The sequence below is a fragment of the Brevibacillus sp. LEMMJ03 genome, from assembly GCF_007197875.1.
GTDB classification, from domain to species: Bacteria; Bacillota; Bacilli; order Brevibacillales; family Brevibacillaceae; genus Brevibacillus; species Brevibacillus thermoruber.
The window spans coordinates 1-18,805 of the sequence record NZ_VKJN01000005.1 but is presented as its reverse complement, the minus strand read 5'-3'; the positions used below and the strand labels follow the sequence as shown (position 1 = coordinate 18,805).

15 protein-coding genes and 1 rRNA gene are annotated in these 18,805 nt (G+C 59.6%); 15 read left to right on the top strand and 1 reads right to left on the bottom strand.

The window, feature by feature from the left end; genetic code table 11:
* The first annotated feature begins 131 nt into the window (after nucleotides 1-131).
* The 14 genes from glyQ (at nucleotide 132) to FOI68_RS08035 (ending at nucleotide 17,728) form a co-directional block, all read left to right on the top strand.
* Entirely contained in the window at nucleotides 132-1,079 is a 948-nt protein-coding gene (gene glyQ / locus FOI68_RS08095; protein ID WP_051968064.1) for a glycine--tRNA ligase subunit alpha, read from the top strand.
* Nucleotides 1,072-3,144: a glycine--tRNA ligase subunit beta gene (glyS, locus tag FOI68_RS08090; protein ID WP_143862828.1), complete on the top strand. Its 2,073-nt coding sequence runs from the start codon at nucleotides 1,072-1,074 to the stop codon at nucleotides 3,142-3,144. The genes glyQ and glyS overlap by 8 nt, the downstream gene beginning before the upstream one ends.
* A gap of 120 nt (nucleotides 3,145-3,264) precedes the next feature.
* The gene (ccpN, locus tag FOI68_RS08085; protein ID WP_029097288.1) at nucleotides 3,265-3,912 is read left to right on the top strand and encodes a transcriptional regulator CcpN; all 648 of its coding nucleotides are present in this window, start codon (nucleotides 3,265-3,267) and stop codon (nucleotides 3,910-3,912) included.
* Between the two features lie 17 nt (nucleotides 3,913-3,929).
* Nucleotides 3,930-4,760 carry a pyruvate, water dikinase regulatory protein gene (locus FOI68_RS08080; protein ID WP_029097287.1) on the top strand — a complete coding sequence of 277 codons (831 nt, stop codon included), beginning with the start codon at nucleotides 3,930-3,932 and terminating at the stop codon, nucleotides 4,758-4,760.
* A 194-nt stretch (nucleotides 4,761-4,954) separates the two neighbouring features.
* Nucleotides 4,955-6,835: a DNA primase gene (gene dnaG / locus FOI68_RS08075; protein ID WP_143862827.1), complete on the top strand. Its 1,881-nt coding sequence runs from the start codon at nucleotides 4,955-4,957 to the stop codon at nucleotides 6,833-6,835.
* 34 nt (nucleotides 6,836-6,869) lie between these two features.
* On the top strand, nucleotides 6,870-7,994 hold the full coding sequence (gene rpoD / locus FOI68_RS08070; protein ID WP_029097285.1) for an RNA polymerase sigma factor RpoD: 1,125 nt from the start codon (nucleotides 6,870-6,872) through the stop codon (nucleotides 7,992-7,994).
* A 132-nt stretch (nucleotides 7,995-8,126) separates the two neighbouring features.
* Nucleotides 8,127-9,032, top strand: coding sequence for a hypothetical protein (locus FOI68_RS08065; protein WP_065068229.1), 906 nt, complete (start codon nucleotides 8,127-8,129; stop codon nucleotides 9,030-9,032).
* A gap of 67 nt (nucleotides 9,033-9,099) precedes the next feature.
* Nucleotides 9,100-9,264, top strand: coding sequence for a hypothetical protein (locus tag FOI68_RS23365; RefSeq protein ID WP_162836746.1), 165 nt, complete (start codon nucleotides 9,100-9,102; stop codon nucleotides 9,262-9,264).
* 170 nt (nucleotides 9,265-9,434) lie between these two features.
* A complete protein-coding gene (locus FOI68_RS08060; RefSeq protein ID WP_029097283.1) occupies nucleotides 9,435-10,574 on the top strand; it encodes an acyl-CoA dehydrogenase in 1,140 nt (379 codons plus the stop codon).
* A 116-nt stretch (nucleotides 10,575-10,690) separates the two neighbouring features.
* Nucleotides 10,691-11,428 carry a tRNA (adenine(22)-N(1))-methyltransferase gene (locus FOI68_RS08055; RefSeq protein ID WP_035300061.1) on the top strand — a complete coding sequence of 246 codons (738 nt, stop codon included), beginning with the start codon at nucleotides 10,691-10,693 and terminating at the stop codon, nucleotides 11,426-11,428.
* Nucleotides 11,404-12,519 (top strand): Nif3-like dinuclear metal center hexameric protein, encoded by a 1,116-nt coding sequence (locus FOI68_RS08050; protein WP_035300058.1) that lies wholly within the window; start codon nucleotides 11,404-11,406, stop codon nucleotides 12,517-12,519. The genes FOI68_RS08055 and FOI68_RS08050 overlap by 25 nt, the downstream gene beginning before the upstream one ends.
* Nucleotides 12,520-12,629: 110 nt before the next feature.
* Nucleotides 12,630-14,630, top strand: coding sequence for an S-layer homology domain-containing protein (locus FOI68_RS08045; RefSeq protein WP_143862826.1), 2,001 nt, complete (start codon nucleotides 12,630-12,632; stop codon nucleotides 14,628-14,630).
* Nucleotides 14,627-16,138, top strand: coding sequence for a S41 family peptidase (locus tag FOI68_RS08040; protein WP_143862825.1), 1,512 nt, complete (start codon nucleotides 14,627-14,629; stop codon nucleotides 16,136-16,138). Before FOI68_RS08045 ends, FOI68_RS08040 begins: the two co-directional genes overlap by 4 nt.
* Before the next feature lie 108 nt (nucleotides 16,139-16,246).
* On the top strand, nucleotides 16,247-17,728 hold the full coding sequence (locus tag FOI68_RS08035) for an alkaline phosphatase family protein (protein ID WP_143862824.1): 1,482 nt from the start codon (nucleotides 16,247-16,249) through the stop codon (nucleotides 17,726-17,728).
* On the opposite strand, the gene FOI68_RS08030 is transcribed toward FOI68_RS08035, so the two are convergent.
* Nucleotides 17,685-18,362 (bottom strand): endonuclease/exonuclease/phosphatase family protein, encoded by a 678-nt coding sequence (locus FOI68_RS08030; protein WP_143862823.1) that lies wholly within the window; start codon nucleotides 18,360-18,362, stop codon nucleotides 17,685-17,687. The genes FOI68_RS08035 and FOI68_RS08030 overlap by 44 nt on opposite strands.
* Nucleotides 18,363-18,741: 379 nt before the next feature.
* Here FOI68_RS08030 and FOI68_RS08025 point away from each other — a divergent pair.
* Nucleotides 18,742-18,805, top strand: a 16S ribosomal RNA gene (locus tag FOI68_RS08025); the annotation flags it as partial.

Sequence of the window (18,805 nt, the reverse complement as noted above, 5' to 3'; positions counted from 1 at the left end):
CGGAGCCGCTTCCTGATTCGGCAGGACCAGCGTCCTTTCCAACAGGAGCCATGGCGCATGGGCGTTCGCAAACACCCAACCGCGCCGCGCTTCGCTTGGAGCTTTGTTACCTTCAGGAGGTGGAACGAACCATGAAAAAGACCTTTCAAGACATCATCTTGACGCTGCAGAACTTTTGGGCAAAACAAAACTGCCTGATTGTGCAGCCGTACGACGTGGAAAAAGGGGCCGGCACGCTCAACCCGATGACGTTTCTCCGTGCGATTGGGCCGGAGCCGTGGAATGTGGCCTACGTGGAGCCGTCCCGCCGTCCCGCCGACGGCCGTTACGGGGAGAACCCCAACCGCTTGTACCAGCACCATCAGTTCCAGGTGATCATGAAACCGTCGCCGGACAACATCCAGGAAATCTACCTGGACAGCCTGCGCGAACTGGGCATTGATCCGCTGGAACACGACATCCGCTTTGTCGAGGACAACTGGGAGCACCCGGGACTCGGCGCCTGGGGCCTGGGCTGGGAAGTGTGGCTGGACGGCATGGAAATCACCCAGTTCACCTACTTCCAACAGGTGGGCGGACTGGAATGCAAACCGGTGGCGGTGGAGATCACCTACGGCCTGGAGCGCCTCGCTTCCTACATCCAGGAGAAGGAAAACGTCTTCGAACTGGAGTGGGTCAACGGTTACACCTACGGCGACGTTTTCCTGCAGCCGGAGTACGAGCATTCCAAATACACGTTTGAGCTGTCCGACGTGGACATGCTGTTCAACCTGTACAACACCTACGAGGCGGAAGCAAAGCGCCTGATGAAAGAGCGCCTGGTGTTTCCGGCCTACGACTACGTGCTGAAGTGCTCCCACACGTTCAACCTGCTGGATGCGCGGGGGGCGATCAGCGTGACGGAGAGGACCGGCTACATCGCCCGCGTCCGCAACCTGTCCCGCGAAGTGGCCCAAACCTATCTGGCGGAGCGCGAACGGCTCGGCTTCCCCTTGCTGAAAAAAGGCCAATCGAGCGAGGAGCCGGCCGCGCACAAAAGCGCGTCCAGCCGTGAGGAAGGAGTGAACGCAGATGAGTAAGCGCGACTTGTTGCTGGAGATCGGTACGGAAGAAATGCCGGCCCGCTTCGTCGCCGGAGCGGCCGCGCAGTTGAAGGAAAAGGTGGAAAAATGGCTGGCGGCGGAACGGATTCCCTACGACGCGGTCGTTTCGTACGAGACCCCGCGCCGCTTTGCCGTTCATGTGAGCGGACTGGCGGAAAAACAGCCGGACCGCAACGAGGAAGCGAAAGGGCCCGCCCGCAAAATCGCCCAGGACGAGTCCGGCAACTGGACCAAGGCGGCGCAGGGCTTTGCCCGCAGCAACGGCGTCGACGTCGACCAGCTCTACTTCAAGGACGTGAACGGCGTCGAGTACGTGTTTGCCCGCAAGTCGGAAGCCGGGAAAGCGACCAGGGAACTGCTGCCCGCGCTGGCCGATGTGATCGCCGGCATGACGTTCCCGAAAAACATGCGCTGGGGCGCGTACGAGCTGAAGTACGTGCGCCCGATCCGCTGGCTGGTGGCCCTCTTCGGCGAAGACGTGATCGAGATGGAGATCGCCGGCGTAAAGGCGGGACGCGTGACGCGCGGCCACCGCTTCCTCGGCAGTCAGGAGGTGACGCTGACCCAGCCGGGCGAGTACGCGGCCAAGCTGGCGGAACAGCACGTCATCGTCGACCCGGACGAGCGGCGCCGTTCCATCGTCGAGCAGATTCGCCGCATGGAGCGGGAAAACGGCTGGCGCATCCCGATGGACGAGGGCCTGCTGGACGAAGTGGTCCATTTGGTCGAGTATCCGACCGCGCTGTACGGCACGTTTGACGAAGCGTTCCTGTCCATTCCGCGCGAGGTGCTGGTCACCTCCATGCGCGAGCACCAGCGCTACTTCCCGGTGGAGGATGGGAACGGCCACCTGCTCAACCACTTCGTCACCGTCCGCAACGGCGACAGCCGCGCGCTGGACAACGTGGCCAAAGGAAACGAAAAAGTGCTGCGCGCCCGCCTGTCCGACGCCCGGTTCTTCTACGAGGAGGATCAAAAGCTGTCGATTGAAAGCTGCCTGAAGCGGCTGGAGACGATCGTCTTCCACGAAGAACTGGGGACGATCGGGGACAAGGTGCGCCGGGTTCGCGACCTCGCAGGCCGCATCGCCGGCCGGCTGGAGCTGGGCGAAGCGGAGGCTGCCTGCGTGGACCGCATCGCCGAGATTGCCAAGTTTGACCTGGTGACCAACATGGTGGGCGAATTCCCCGAACTGCAGGGCATCATGGGCGAGGATTACGCCCGCAAGGCCGGCGAGAGCGAAGCGGTGGCCCGGGGTGTCTTCGAACACTACCTGCCCCGTTTTGCCGGCGACCAACTGCCGCAGTCTGCCGAAGGAGCGGCTGTCAGCATCGCGGACAAGCTGGACACGATTGTCGGCTGCTTCTCCATCGGCATCGTCCCCACCGGCTCGCAGGACCCGTACGGACTGCGCCGGATGGCGGCGGGGATCGTGGCGATCCTGCTCGACCGCGGCTGGAAGCTGCCGCTGGACCGCTTGTGGGACGCCGCGCTGGACATCTATGCCGCTCAGGGCGTAACCAAGCGCGACAGGGATGAGGTGAAGAAAGACCTGGCCGATTTCTTCGCGCTTCGTCTGAAAAATGCGCTGCAGGAAGAACAGATCCGTTACGATGTGATCGACGCCGTGCTGTCGGCTGACATCGCGCTGGTGCCGGACGTGCTGGCCAAAGCGAAAGCGCTGATGGCTGCGGTGCAGGCGGACGACTTCAAGCTGACCGTGGAACAGTTCAACCGGGCCGGCAACCTGGCGCAGAAAGCGGAGGACGACGCGATCGACGAAGCCGTCTTCACCGAGGACGCGGAGCGCGCCCTGTACAAGGCGTATCTGTCCGTGCGGGAGCAGGTGGAGGGCCTCGACGATCAGGCTGCGGTGCTGTCGACGCTGTCCCAGTTGCGCGAGCCCATCCAATCGTTCTTCGACGCCGTCATGGTCATGGCGGACGATCAGGCCGTCCGCCGCAACCGGCTGGCGCTCTTGCTCGGCATCTCCCGACTGATCGGCGCATATGCTGATTTTTCCAAACTGGTTTTCGCCTGATGACTGGCTCCACACGCCTCCGCCTGCCCGGCGGGGGCGAGCTTTTTTCCCGCGGAGAGAAGGAAAATCCGCGCGAATAGAGTAATACTAGGGATAGGTACCAGACATGAACCGGGGTGATTGGTCATCGAGCTTACCAAACGACAAGAGCAGATCTTACAGATCGTAAAGGATGAGGGACCGATTACCGGCGAGCAGATCGCGGAGCGGCTCAACCTGACCCGGGCTACGCTGCGCCCCGACCTGTCGATCCTTACGATGTCAGGTTATTTAGAAGCCAGACCTCGTGTCGGTTATTTTTATGCAGGCAGACCTGCCGGCTCGGTCATAAGTGAACGGCTTCACAAGCTTCTCGTCAACGACTACAAGGCGATGCCCATCGTTGTTTCCGAATCGGCTTCCGCCTACGACGCGATCGTGACACTGTTTCTGGAAGACGTAGGCACATTGTTCGTCGTCAACCAGAAAGGCTATCTGGCCGGCGTTCTCTCCCGCAAGGACCTGCTGCGCGCTTCGCTCGGCAACAAATCGCTGGAAGACGTGCCGGTCGGGATCATCATGACCCGCATGCCGAACATTGTGACCTGTCAACCGGAGGACACCCTGTATTCGGCCGCCAAAAAGCTGATCGATTTTCAGATCGACTCGCTGCCCGTTGTCCGTCCCGCCGAGGGAGAGGACAGCCGAAATTACGAGCTGGTGGGCAGGGTGACGAAGACGACGATCGCCAAGGCGTTTGTGGAATTGGGCAGCGAATCGAAAGTCTAGGAGGAGAAGCGATACACATGGCTCAACAAGCACAGCTCATCTATGTCGTCTCTGATTCCATCGGCGAAACCGCCGAGCTGGTCGTCCGCGCAGTGGCCAGCCAATTTGACCGTTTCGCGATCGACGTACACAAGTACCCCTATATAGAAGACAAGGAATCCATCGACGAAATCATCGCTTCGGCCAAGGAATCGAAAGCGATGATCGTTTTTACGTTGGTGGTGCCCGAACTGAAGTCGTACATCGTGGAGCAGGCCGCCCGACACGCCATTCCTGTCGTCGACGTGATGGGGCCGCTGATGAACACCCTGCAGGAGATGCTCCACGAACCGCCGATTGGCAAACCGGGTCTGGTTCGTCGCCTGGACGAGGAGTATTTCCGCAAGGTGGACGCCATCGAGTTTGCTGTCAAGTACGACGACGGCCGCGACCCGCGCGGGCTCCTGCGCGCTGACGTGGTGCTGATCGGCGTCTCCCGCACGTCGAAAACGCCGCTCTCGATGTACCTGGCCAACAAACGGCTGAAGGTGGCCAACGTGCCGCTCGTGCCGGAAGTGGAACCGCCGGAGGAACTGTTCCAACTCCCGCCGGAGCGCTGTATCGGGCTGACCATCAACCCCGAGCAGTTGAACAGCATCCGCACCGAGCGCCTGAAGGCCCTGGGCCTGACTGCGCAGGCTAACTACGCCAATCTGGAACGGATCAACGAAGAACTGGCCTATTCGCAGCGGATCATGAAGCGGATCGGCTGCCCGGTGATTGACGTCTCCAACAAGGCTGTGGAAGAGACGGCCAACATCATCCTGGAAATGATTCGCAAAAACAAGCTGCGCGGCGAAAAGAAGTAGAGCAAAAAAAGGGTTTTGGCGTTTCTTGTAGAAGAAGAGATAGCCGTCCTTCCTCTCGGGATGCGGCGGCGCGGCGTTTATAGTCTGCGGAAATGTGGAAAAGTAGAAAAGGAGTGCATTTCCAAGAAGGAAAATGACGAATTTTGACGAACTAAATATCCTCATTGCGCGATTCTCTAAAAAGGTGGAAAGACATGGCTGGTCCCTATTCAGCTGATTTTGTGAACCGAGTCCGTGCCGCTGTGGACATCGTGGACGTGGTGGGAGAATACGTTCAGCTCCGGAAAAGCGGGCGGGCGTTCCTCGGTCTTTGTCCGTTCCACTCGGAAAAGACACCCTCCTTCAACGTCAACGCGGAACGACAGTTTTTTCATTGCTTTGGCTGTGGGGCAGGCGGAGATGTCTTTTCCTTTTTAATGAAGATGGAGCAGTTGACCTTCCCCGAAGCGCTGCACAAGCTGGCGGAACGCGCGGGGATTGAGCTGCCTCCGACGCACGGCAAGGAGGATGACGATCCGCCGGAGAATCGGGCCAAGCAGGCGATGCTGAAGGCCCACCAGTTGGTCGGCAAACTGTACCACTACGTCCTGACGGAAACGCCCTACGGGAAGGAAGCGATGACGTATCTGTCGAAGCGCGGCCTTTCGCCGCAGACCATTGCGGAATTTCAGATCGGGTTCGCGCCGGATTCGTGGGATTTCGTCACACAGTTTCTGCAAAAGCGCGGCTTTTCCCTGGACCTGATGGTGGAATCGGGACTCTTGGCCAAAAGCGAAGCGGGCAACATCTTTGACCGCTTTCGCGGACGGATCATGTTCCCCATCCACGATTCGCAGGGCAACATCATCGGCTTTGGCGGCCGGCTGCTGGATACCGCTTCCGCGTCCAGGCAGCAGGCCAAACAGCCCAAGTACCTGAACAGCCCGGAAAGTCCGCTGTTCAACAAGAGCGCCACCTTGTTCAATCTGCACCGGGCCCGTCCTTTCATGCGAAAGCGGAAGCAGGCGCTGCTGTTCGAGGGCTACGTCGATGTCGTCTCGGCATGGCAGGCCGGTTTTCCCCAGGGCATCGCCACGCTGGGAACCGCGCTTACCGAGCAGCAGGCGCGGATCATCCGCCGCAACGTGGAGCAGGTCGTCCTCTGCTATGACGGAGACGCTGCCGGCCAGGAGGCGACGGCCAAGGCGATTCACGTGCTGCAGGAGGCCGGACTGATCGTGCGGGTGGCTCCGCTGCCGCAGGGAACGGACCCCGACGATTACATCCGTCAGCACGGCCCGGAGGCGTTTTCGCAGCAGGTGCTGCTGCAGGCGATGCCGGTTACCGCGTTTCGCCTGAAACATTTGCGCGCCAGCCACGTAATACAGGATGAGACGGATCAGGCGCAGTTCATCGAGAAGGCGCTTGCGATCGTCAACGAACTGAACAGCCCGGTAGAGCGGGACTTGTATTTGCGGCAGTTGGCGGAAGAATACGCGATTTCGCTTGACACGCTCAAGTGGGAGGCCCGGCGGCTGTACAAACAGCAAAAAAGTAACAGCCACAGGGATAAAGTATCGCCAGCATGGAATAATAGTATAAATAATGGCAAAGTTACGCTCGCAAAAACACTGCCGCCCGCTTACCACACGGCCGAGCGCATGCTGCTGTACTACATGATGCGAAACCGGCACATCGCCGAACGCGTCCAGACGGAGTGCAGCGCCTCTTTTCAGGTGGATGAACACGACGCGCTGGCCGCCTACCTGTACGCCTACTTCGCGGAAGGACATCCGGAAGACCCTGGACAGTTTATCCATTACCTGCAAGATGAATCGTTAAAGCAATTAGCCTCGGGATTGGCGATGATGGAGTGTAGAGAAGACGTATCTGATCAAGAGATCGGGGACTACATCAAGCAAGTGAATCACTACCCGAAGCGCGCCGAGCTGGAGCGTCTGCGCGAGGAACAGCGCAGCCTGCATCTCCAAGCCTCCTCCGCGGACAGCGAGGAAGCGCGCAGAGAACTGGAAATTCAAGCAGCCGTCATAGGGATGAAGATTCTTGAATTGGAAAATGCTTTAAAGGAAGGGTAGCATCCGATCATTCCCGGGGAAGGAGGGATAGTAGATGAACAAACAAAACATCACGTCAGACATGGAAGCAGCGTCCATTGAACAAGTGAAGGAACAGTTGGTCGAGTTGGGTAAAAAGCGCGGCGTGCTGTCGTACAAGGAAATCATGGAACGCCTCTCCGGATTTGAACAAGACTCGGACCAAATGGATGAGTTCTTTGAATATCTGAGCGATCAGGGCATCGAGCTGAACAACGACAGCGATGACGACGACGATGTGGACGATTTGATCATGAAGGATGAGGACACCGAAGAGTTCGACTTCGACGATCTCTCCGTACCGCCCGGAATTAAGATCAACGACCCTGTACGAATGTACCTGAAGGAAATCGGCCGTGTTCCTCTGCTTTCCGCCGAAGAGGAGATCAAACTGGCGCAGCGGATCGAGCAGGGGGATGAGGAGGCAAAGCGGCGTCTGGCGGAAGCCAACCTGCGCCTGGTGGTGTCCATCGCCAAGCGTTACGTCGGCCGCGGCATGCTGTTCCTCGACTTGATTCAGGAAGGAAACATGGGCTTGATCAAAGCCGTTGAGAAATTCGACTACCGCAAGGGATACAAGTTCAGCACCTACGCGACCTGGTGGATCCGCCAGGCCATCACCCGCGCCATCGCCGACCAGGCGCGCACGATCCGCATTCCGGTTCACATGGTGGAGACCATCAACAAGCTGATCCGCGTATCCCGCCAACTGCTGCAGGAACTGGGACGAGAGCCGCTGCCGGAAGAGATCGCGGAAAAAATGGATCTGACGCCGGAAAAAGTGCGGGAGATCATGAAGATCGCACAGGAGCCGGTGTCGCTGGAAACGCCGATCGGGGAAGAAGACGACTCCCATCTGGGCGACTTTATCGAAGACCAGGATGCGCTGGAGCCGTCTGACGCAGCCGCTTACGAACTCTTGAAAGAGCAGTTGGAAGACGTGCTGGACACGCTGACCGATCGCGAAGAAAACGTGCTTCGCCTGCGTTTTGGCTTGGATGACGGGCGGACCCGCACGCTGGAAGAAGTGGGGAAAGTGTTTGGCGTGACCCGCGAGCGGATTCGCCAGATCGAAGCGAAAGCCCTGCGCAAACTTCGCCATCCGAGCCGCAGCAAACGCTTAAAAGATTTCCTCGAATAACCGATATAGGTAGTAAGTGGCCTACGTGAAGCCGGCGTAGGCTTTTCTTTTTCCATCGGGCAAACGATACGCTTCCGGCGGCTGCCGCTGTTTGCCCTCCACCTTAGTACCTGTCGTGAGGAGGGGCTCGCGTTGGACGACCAGCGCAAACGCATCATCATCGCCGAGATCGAAAACTGGCGGCGCAACAACCTGCTGCCTGAACATTACTGCATCTTTTTGTTGAACCTGTACACCGAAGGAGATCGTCCGCCAACTCCCGCTGCGGTGGGCAAAGGAGGAGAGAAGGGAACAGGATCCGGTTCGGCGGCTGCGGGGGGGACGAAAACAACGCGGCCGTACGTGTCTGGGAGCGGCCATCCCGTATCGGGGAAGATGATCCTGGCCTGGCTGTTGGGCGCCTGCCTGATTGCAGGAACGATCTTACTTGCTTTCCATTTTAACCGTTTTACCCCCTTAATGCAAATTGCCATCTTTGCCTGTTTTGCGCTCGCCTTCTATATCCTGGCAGTCGTTTTCCGGCGGTCTGCCACACCTTTGCCCCATCTTTTGCTGGGGTTGTCGTCCCTGGTGCTGATTTTCGGCGGGGTCTACATCCTCAACCAATGGGAGGGGCCGCTCCCGCTCTTGCTCGCGTACCTGGCCGTTGTCTGCCTGCTGTGGTGCGCCAGCGCGTTTCTGTTCGGCTATGAGTATCTGCTGTACTGCGGCCTGATCGGCCTCAGCCTGGTGTACGGAGTGGCGACGCTGGAGCGAGTGGGGACCGAGTATGCCTGGTGGCGGGCGGAGCTGTACTGGGTGCCGATTGCCGGCCTGATGACCGGGCTCGGGTTTTTGCTGCACGGCCGTCAGCCGAAATGGGCAGGCGTGCTGGCCGTCTGCGGCATGATCATCTGGTTTGGCGCGGAGATTCAGTCCCTCTACATTCCCCAGGCGCGGCAGGACGTCATCCAGCTTCTGCTGTTCGTCAAGGTCTTCGCGAGTTCCGTGCTGTTTTTTATGACCCGTTCCTACTGGTTTCAATGGCTCAGGCTGTAGAGCCTGTTTGGCCTGTGGATGAGAAAGGTGTACGATTGGTCTACATGCGACGTGCGAGGTGAAACATGTGGAAAGCAAATGGCGGGTATTGATCTTCATCGTGTTGACCGCCGTGTTCTTCGGCGTCGAGACGTTTGCCAAAGTGGTCAACGTTCCGACCTACAATCTCGGGTACATTCTGGGCATTCTCTCGTTCATGGCGGGGATTGTCATCGGGGCGCGCAGGCGGTAAGCGCGCCTTTTTTCTTTCAGCCAAGATCGGCGAAAAACTTTTCTGAAAAAACATACACATCCGACAGTTTGCTGGTGTATAATGGTGATACGATCTGAACAAACGCTCAGTCAGAACGGAAGACACGTTGATGATCTTGTAAAAAAGCGCTTGCAAGGAGGCGGACAACCATGCATTTTGACTTGACGGAAGAACAGCGGATGCTGAAAAGCATGATCCGTTCGTTCGCCGATGAAGTAGTGGCGCCGGGAGCGGATGAGCGGGATCGCACCAAGGCGTTTCCCGTGGATATTTTTCGGCAGTTGGCCGAGCTGAATCTGCTCGGGCTGCCGTTTCCCGAGGAGTACGGCGGTGCGGGGGCGGATACGGTCAGCTTTGCCATCGTCGTCGAAGAGCTGAGCCGTGCGTGCGGTTCGACCGGGATCACCTATTCGGCCCACATCTCGCTGGGCGGGGCGCCGCTCGCCCTGTTTGGTACGGAAGCGCAAAAGGCGAAGTACCTGACGAAAATCTGCTCCGGCGAGAGCCTGGGCGCCTTTGGCCTGACGGAGCCGAACGCCGGTTCAGACGCGGGCGGCACGAAAACGACCGCCGTGCGGGACGGCGGCGAGTGGCTGATCAACGGGTCGAAGTGCTTCATCACCAATGCCTCGTACGCCCAATTTCTCGCGTTGACGGCCGTTACGGAGAAAGAAAAAGGTTCGCGGGGCATCACCGCGTTCATCGTACCGACGGATGCGCCCGGCTTTACGGTGCTGGCCAACTACGAAAAACTGGGCCTGCACAGCTCCAACACGACGGAGCTGATTTTGGAAAACGTCCGCGTGCCGGACGAGAACATCCTCGGAAAGCCGGGCGAGGGCTTCAAACAATTTCTGATCACGCTGGACGGCGGGCGCATCGGCATCGGCGCGATGGCTGTGGGCATCGCCCAGGCAGCTTACGACAAGGCGCTGCAGTACGCCCGGCAGCGGACGGCGTTCGGTCAGTCCATTTCCAAGTTTCAAGCCATCCAGCACAAGCTGGCGGACATGGCGATGCAGATCGAATTGGCCCGCAACATGGTGTACAAGGCGGCCTGGCTGAAAGACAACGGCCGCCCGTTCACCAAGGAAGCGGCGATGGCGAAGCTGTACGCGTCGGAAGTGGCGATGGCCGTCACCCATCAGGCGATCCAGATCCACGGCGGCTACGGGTACATGCGCGAATACCAGGTGGAGCGCTTCTTCCGCGACGCCCGTCTGCTGGAAATCGGCGAAGGCACTTCGGAAATCCTGCGAAACGTGATCGCCCGCGAAATCGGCTGTTAGCGGTTGGCGTGCGTATTCCCCGCCTTGACGAAAGGCGGGGTTTTTTGCGCTTTTTTGCATTGGGCAATCTTGGACAAATAGGGTAGAATAAAGGACATGGAAGGTGAAGAGTAGGTATGACATCATCATTGATCATTTCCAAGCGGCTTGAGACGATTGCCCGCTATTGTCCGCAGGGAGCCCGCGTCGCCGACATCGGTTCGGACCACGCGTTACTGGCTTCTTATTTGCTTGTGCGGGGCATCGCGTCGTTTGTGATCGCCGGAGAGCTGAACGAAGGTCCGTACCAGGCGGCTCTCCGACAAATCCAGACGCTGGCGCTGCGCGACCGTGCGTCGGTGCGCAAGGGGGACGGGCTGTCGGTCCTCCGTCCGGGCGAAGTGGACGCGGTCTGCATCGCCGGCATGGGCGGTCAACTGATTGTCTCGATTCTCGCCGCCGGGGCTGACAAGCTGGAGGGAGTCCGGCGCCTGATCCTGCAGCCCAATGTGGGAGAAGAACTGGTCCGCCGCTGGCTGCTGGAAAACGGTTGGCAGTTGGTGGCGGAATCCATTTTGGAAGAAGACGGCATCATCTACGAAATCCTCGTGGCGGAGCGGGGAGAGCCGGCCAAGCCGTACGAAGGGAAGGAGCGCAGCCTGGAGGAACTGCTGCGCATCGGTCCGTTCCTGTGGGAGGAAAAGTCGCCGATCCTCCTGAAAAAGTGGCGGCAGGAGCGGGACAAGTGGCAGCGGGTGCTGTCCCAACTGCAGCAGTCCCGCAAGCCGGAAGCGGCGGAGCGGACCCGGCAGATAGAAGCGGAACTGGAATGGTTAGACGAGGTGATCGCATGTTTGCACACGGACAAACGGTAATCCAATACGTGGAGCGGCTGGCGCCCAAAGCGCTGGCGCTGGAAGGGGACAAGATCGGTCTGCACGTCGGGACGCTGCAGAAGCAGGTAAAAAAAGTGATGGTGGCCCTTGACGTGCTGGAAGAGGTCGTCGACGAAGCCATCGCCGAAAAAGTGGACCTGATCGTCGCCCACCACGCGGTGATTTACCGGCCGCTCAAGCACTTGCGCACGGATCTGGCGGCCGGGCGGGTCTATGAGAAACTTTTGAAGCACGACATCGCCGTCTACACGGCGCACACCAACCTCGACGCGGCCGCCGGCGGACTGAACGACTGGCTGGCCGAAGCGATCGGTCTGGGCGATGTGGAGGTGCTTGACGTTAGCTATCAGGAGGCGTTGAAAAAACTGGTCGTCTACGTCCCGCTTTCCCATCGGGACGCGGTGTTTCAGGCCGTTTCCGAGGCAGGAGCCGGTTGGGTCGGCAACTACAGCCACTGTTCGTTCCAGGTGGAGGGAACGGGGACGTTTTTGCCGCGGGAGGGAACCAATCCTCACATCGGTCAGCAGGGAACGCTGGAGCGGGTGGAAGAAGTCCGGCTGGAGACGGTAGTGCCCGCTTCCCGTCAGGCGGCCGTGATCAAGGCGATGCTGGCCGCCCATCCGTACGAGGAGGTCGCCTACGACGTGATTCCGCTGGAGGCGTCCGGCACCGGGCTGGGAATCGGCCGAATCGGCAAGCTGCCGCAGCCCGTGACGCTGCGTGAGCTGGCGGAGCGGATCAAGGAGCGCTTCTCGCTTTCGGGCGTTCGCGTCGTCGGCGACCTGGACGCCACCGTGCGCAAAGTGGCGGTGGTTGGCGGGGACGGCAGCTCGTTTGTGTCCAAAGCCGTTTTTCGCGGAGCCGACGTGTTCGTGACGGGCGATATCGGCTATCATACCGCTCACGACGCGCAGGCGGAGGGACTCTTTATCATCGACGCCGGCCACAACATTGAAAAAATCATGAAAGAGAAGCTGGCTTCCTATCTGGCGGAACAGTTGAAAGCAAACGGCTACCAGACGGAAGTGTTCGCATCCTCCGTACACACGGATCCGTTCCAATTTGTGTAAGCAGGCCGCGCGCGCGCCGACGTCAGGCGGAAGGCCCGCGTTTGACCGCAGGCGGAGCGCCGGGGCGGTTTGCGGAAGGTGCGTGTGAGCAAAACGTTAGGGGGATTTTTGTGCGAAAGACAATCCAAATCATGGCGTGCGGGCTGCTCGTCTCTGGGCTCTTCGCCCCCGTTACCGCCCGCGCCAGCGAAGGGGTCGTCCCGTACGGGGACATCGGCAAACACTGGGCCAAAGCGGCGATCATCCGCGGGGTGAAGGCCGGATTGTTTACGGCGGGCGCCGGCATCGACCGCTTTTATCCGGAACGGGAGATGACCCGGGCCGAGTTTCTCGTCCTGGTGGATCGGCTGTACGAGCAGGGGCAGCTTCATCTGTACCCGCTCACCTTTTTGTCCGAACACGAGGAGTACGGCCAGGGAGAAGGGTTTGACGAGCCGTATCTGCCATACGCGGACGTGGACCGGCTGACCTGGATGTACGATCCGATCCTGCGCGTCTCCGTTTTGCTGGAGCGCCTGTACGGTCCCGGGGCGATTCAGCAGGTGTTTCCCGGAAAGGAACTGCATCCCGACCAGCCCATCACCCGCGAGGAAGCGGCCAAACTGCTGCAGATGTACGCGATGGGCGCGGACGGGGAGCAGGCCTGGCAGAACATCACCGCAGCGGGGTGGATGGACGGCCGGCCGGAGGAGAAGCTGAAGCGGGGTGAAGCGGCCGTCGTGGCCGACCGACTGCTCGCCTCCATGCAGGGGGACCTGCTGCTGCCGCTGCTCGATTACAACGGCCAAAAGTTTCCGACGGTTCCAGAGATTCGGGAACTGTTCCCGCTGTTCGCGACGTACACGAATCAGATGACCAAGGACGAAGAGACGTTTGTCCATGCGGTGGAAGCGATCCGCAGCCACGAAGACAGCGAGCAGACGTTCGCCGACCTGAAGCGGCTGGCCGCGTCCACGTTTGACAACCGGATCGGGGTGCACTACTACCTGAGCTGGGACCCGGGGACCCCGCTTTCGGAAAATCTCGACCAGGCGTTTTCCGCCATCGACGCGTATTTCGCTGACAAGATCATCCTGCCCGACACGCTTCGCCTTCTCTGTGCCAACGTCTACGACATCGCGCTGCAGATGGGGGCGGAAGACCCTGCCGTGTACGGGCGTGTCCTGGAGCGTTTGGGCAGCTACGAACCAAAAGTGCGGCAAGGTTCCGAAGAATGGCAATCGCTGGCCGTTTACCTGGCCGCGCTGGAAGCTAAAAGCGGAAAAACGGAAGAGGCGCTGGTCCGTTACCGCTCGTTTGCCGACAAAAAGCCGGAAGCGCTGCTCAACGCGGTGTACTATCTGGTGGAAGCCAACCGCTTGGATGAAGCGGAGGCGTGGCTGGCCAGTCCGGACATCTCCGAGGCGACAGAAGCGGTCCAGCAGTTGGCCCGGCTGCTGTCCCAGGAGCTGGCCGTGCTGAAGCAGCAGCCGTCGCTGGTCACGGACCTGGCGCATACGCTCAAACGGATGGACAACAAGGACGGCTACATCGTCCACGGGGAGTCGGTGCTGCGCGGCTTTTTGCTGAAGTACACGCAGGAAGTGGACCAACGCGATCAGATCGGCCACACGTTCGGCATCTTCCAGTCCCCGCAGCAGCTTGTGCTGGACAAGTGGGAGAGCTACACCGACGGCCGCAAGAACGTGCAGTACGAACGCAATTTTGAACGCGGGACCTGGGAAAAAAGCAGCGTCAAAGAGCCGGAGTTCCTCCACGAATGGGTGGACGATATCAGCATCGCGGAACGGGCGCGGACACTGCACGCCCGGTATTACAAGCAGTCGCTCGGCCGTTACGAGGTCATCACCGAGTGGATTCCCGGTCCCGCTTTGGCGGAGCGGGTGAAGCACCGCTCGTTTGGCGCCGGTACGGTGAAGCAGATCCCCGTGTACATGACCAAGTACTACATCGACCGCGACACGGATTTGCTGGTGCAGCGGGTCTGGCGCTACGAGGAGATTTACGACACCCAGGAGTACGTGGCCTATGCGGGCAAGGAAACGTATGCATTCCCCTATGAGGTACACGTGCGAATTCCGGACGAAGCGGTGAAGGGGGCGACACGATGAAGCGCATGATCACAGGGCTGCTCGCCGCTGTTCTGACGGCCGTATCCGTCCCCGTGCAGGCGGAGGAGCAGCCGTTTGCGGAGACGGCGGAAGTGTTTCAGTATGTACTGGACAACCATTTGAGCAAGCCCACCGCCAAGCAGTTGGTACAGGGAGCGCTCAGCCATGTCAGCGAAGAGGCGGGCAGACAAGCACACCTGACGCTGAAGCCTTCGGCGGACGACGACACGCTGCCGGAGATGGAGCAGCGGTTGGCGGAATGGCAGCGTGCCGCACGACTGGATGAAACGGCGCTGAACCGCTGGGCGATTGACGGGATGCTTGTCACACTGGACGACCCGCACACGATGTTTTTCACCCGGGACGACCTGCAGATGTTTGAGGCGGGCGTCGAAAACCAGTTTGTCGGTTTTGGTTTCCGGCTGCGGATGCAGGACGGGCTGCTGGTGATCCGCGACATCGTGCCGCAGTCGCCGGCCGCCGCTTCCGAGCTGAGGAAAGGAGATCAACTGCTGGCGGTAGACGGCAAGTCCCTCAAGGGCAAAAGCTTTGAGGAAGCATTCGCCATGCTGCGAGGGGAAGAAAACAGCGAAGCGGTTCTGACCATCTACCGGCCTTCGGAAAAACGGGAAAAACAGGTCCGCCTGAAGCGTGCCGCCGTGACGATGCCCGAAGTGGAAGGAGACCTGTTTGAAGGCGGCGCGATTGGGTACGTCAGTCTGGCCACCTTCGGATCGGAAGCGGCCGTACAGCTTCGTGACAAGCTGGACCAGCTTTCCCGCATCCGGCCCTTGAAAGGGCTGATCCTGGATTTGCGCGACAACAGCGGCGGCTACCTGTCCACCGCCCGTGACGTGGCCAGCCTGTTTATGGAAGAAGGCCTGCTGATGTACACGACCAACCGCAACGGCGTGGAGGTGGAGACCTGGGTACGAAACGGCCGGGACGTCGGGTATCCCGTCCGCATTCTCGTCAACGAAGGGACCGCCTCCGCGTCCGAACTGGTGGCCGGGGCCCTGCGCGACCACGGCATTGCCGTGCTGGTGGGAACCAAAACCTACGGAAAAGGCAGCGCGCAGCAGATCATTCCGCTGTCCAACGGGGATGCCCTGAAGCTGACGCTGCACGAATACTTCACCCCCAAGCATACCGTGGTCAATCACGTCGGACTGCAACCGGACCTCGCGGTGGAGGACTACGCGGCGCAGGTCGTGGAAGCCCTTCGATCCCTCGACGTACAGGCGTATCGCCTGACGGAAGAGAACGGCGACACGGTGATCAACGGCATCGCGTTTCCCACTGTCGATCCCCTGTTCAAACGGGAAAACGGCCAGTGGCTGGTGCGGGCGGCCGTACTCTCCCGGCTGCTCGGCGACTCCGCCGTCGGGGAGCAGGATTACGTGCCGATCGCTCCGTATCTGCAGCGGTACAAAACGCTCGTGCTGCAGCAAAACAACGACCAGCCGGTGCTCGTCTACACGGCGGCAAAACCGGCCGCGTCCCGCTGAATCGAGGCCCCTGCCGAAGAAGGCAGGGGCTTTTCCTCTGCATAGAGCACCTGAAAAGACAAACACTAACATGTGCGACAAACACTAACGGACAAGGAAGGCAGACGGATGAAAAAAGTACTCCTCTTCCTCATCGACTCCATGATGTCGGATGTGCTGGAGCGATGCATAGCGATGGGTAAAGCGCCCGGTTTGAAGTTTTTCATGGAGCGGGGACAGTACATTCCGGACTGCGTGACCGTGTTTCCGACCATGACCGCCTCGATCGATTGTTCGCTTGTCACGGGCGTATACCCCGATCAGCACAAGGTACCGGGTCTGATCTGGTACGATCCGGAGACGAACCGGATGATCAACTATATAAACGGAACCGCTTCGGTTGGGAAACTCGGCCTCGAGCACTGTGCGGAAAACGTGCTGTTCGACTTGAACGAACGCCACCTCAGCCGGGACGTAAAAACGATACACGAGGTGCTGGAGGAAAACGGGCTGGTCTCGGGCTCGATCAACGTGATCGCCCACCGCGGGCACAAGCGCCACAAGGTCCACATGCCGCCCGTGCTGGATGCCGTCACCCGCTTCAGCATGCGCGAAAAAGCGAGCGGCCCCACGATCATGAGCCTGGGCACGCTGGTCCGGCCCGCCCTCTTTCGCCCGATTGTGTGGAATTGGGCGCAGTCTGCCGCCAAGGGGTACGGCATCAACGACACGTACGCCATCGACGTCCTGATCGAAGTGGTCAACAGCGGCAAGCAGCCGGATTTTACCCTGATCTATCTCCCGGAGAACGACCACAAGCTGCACGTCTCGCCGCACAAGGCGGTTCAGCATCTGGCCGAAGTGGATGAGCAGTTGGTACGCTTTCTGAACAACTACAGTTCCTGGGAACAGGTGCTGGAGCGAAACGTGTGCATCTTTATCAGCGACCACGGCCAGACGCTGATCGGTGAAAGCAAAGAGCACAACATCGATCTGGATGCCATGCTTTCCGGGTTTTCCGTCCACCGGCTGGGTACGGACGTGACCGATGAGTATGACGTCGTCATCTGCAACAACGAGCGGATGACGTACCTCTACCCGCTGAAGGCGGAGAAACTGGTACGCTTGGCAGACGCCGTGTCCCAGGACCCGCGGATTGATCTGATCGCCTGGCGGGAGGGGGATCGCGTGGTGGTCCGCCGCGGCGCTTCCGACCGGCTTCTGCGGTTCTGGAAGGGGGGACCTCTTCGCGATCCGTACGGCAACGAATGGGGGACGGAAGGAGATTTGGGCGTGCTGGAAGTGGAACGGGAGGGGCGGGACATCCGTTTCGGGACGTATCCGGACGCGTTCTCCCGCCTGTACGGTTCCTTGTTTTCGCAGCGGGGGCCGGTTCTTGTACTGTCGGCTGCCGAAGGCTATGAATTTTTGTCAGAGGCTTCACCGACGCACCTGGGCGGCGGCAGTCACGGTTCCCTGCACAAGCAGGACTCCCTGATTCCACTGCTGGTAGCGGGGGCATCCCGGCCGTTTTCGGTACCCGCGCGTTTGATCGACGTAAAGGACTTTATTTTGCAGGAACTGGGGGTAACAGTTCCAGCTCCGCTATGATCGGGACGTGATCGGACCATTTTACGGGCGCAACGGCGTAGTGCTTGATTCGCCAATGGCTGGACGCAAACAGATAGTCAATGCGGCGGCGAAAAGCCGGCAGCGTGGCGAGATGGTCCTGCCCGGTGGCGAGAGCGCAGTCGGTGAGCATCGGGGCAAACGAGACGTTCAGCGCGTTGAAATCCCCCATCAGCAGCAGGGGGGTGTTTTTTTTCGCGGCCTTGTCCGTGAGCAGCTTCATCTGCTCCAGCCGGCTTGCTTGATTGAGGCTGCAGTGGGTCACCCAGAACGACACGCGGGTGCCCGAGCAGAAGAGGGATGCTTGCAGGACACAGCGCTTTTCTTTTCGGGCAGGCAGGTCCAACCGGCCGACATGCTCGACGGGCAAACGCGTCAACAAGGCGTTTCCATAATAGCCGTCCGCGATGGGGATGGAGGGGGCAAAGGCGAATTCGTACTCCAGCGCGTCCGCCAGATAGGCGGCTTGAAAGCCGTATTTGCCGTTCTGATGGACTTCCTGCAGGCCGATCACGTCTGCCTGCAGTTCGCGCAGCGTCGCAGCCATCTCGTTCAGCCGTTTGCGCCAGAAAAGGTCCCGCCCGCTGTGGATGTTATAACTGACGACCCGTACCATGTCTGTTCCCCTTTTCTTTGAAATGGACGTTTCTGCTTGTAGTATGGTCGAATTCCCCATTTGTTTGCCTTGCGAGGTTGTGCTGCATGGATAGACCCGGGATGCCCCGGAAGGTCCTCGACAGAACGTTTGCCGATGCGATCCTGTTCGACAACGTTCTTTGCCGGAACGATGTTTGTCGAGAAGACGAAATGCGTTCCAACTTACTTAGAATTTCCTGTTGCATTTGTTTTTAGCCTATGCTATATTAAAAAACGTCGCCTGAAGCGTGAAGGAAGAATATACATGCGACACGATGTTCCTTGAAAACCGGATAGAATCGACCTGTACTATCGCTGATGATTGTTCAGTAGCCAGTGTTTTTTCATTCAACTCAACTTTATTGGAGAGTTTGATCCTGGCTCAGGACGAACGCTGGCGGCGTGCCTAATACATGCAAGTCG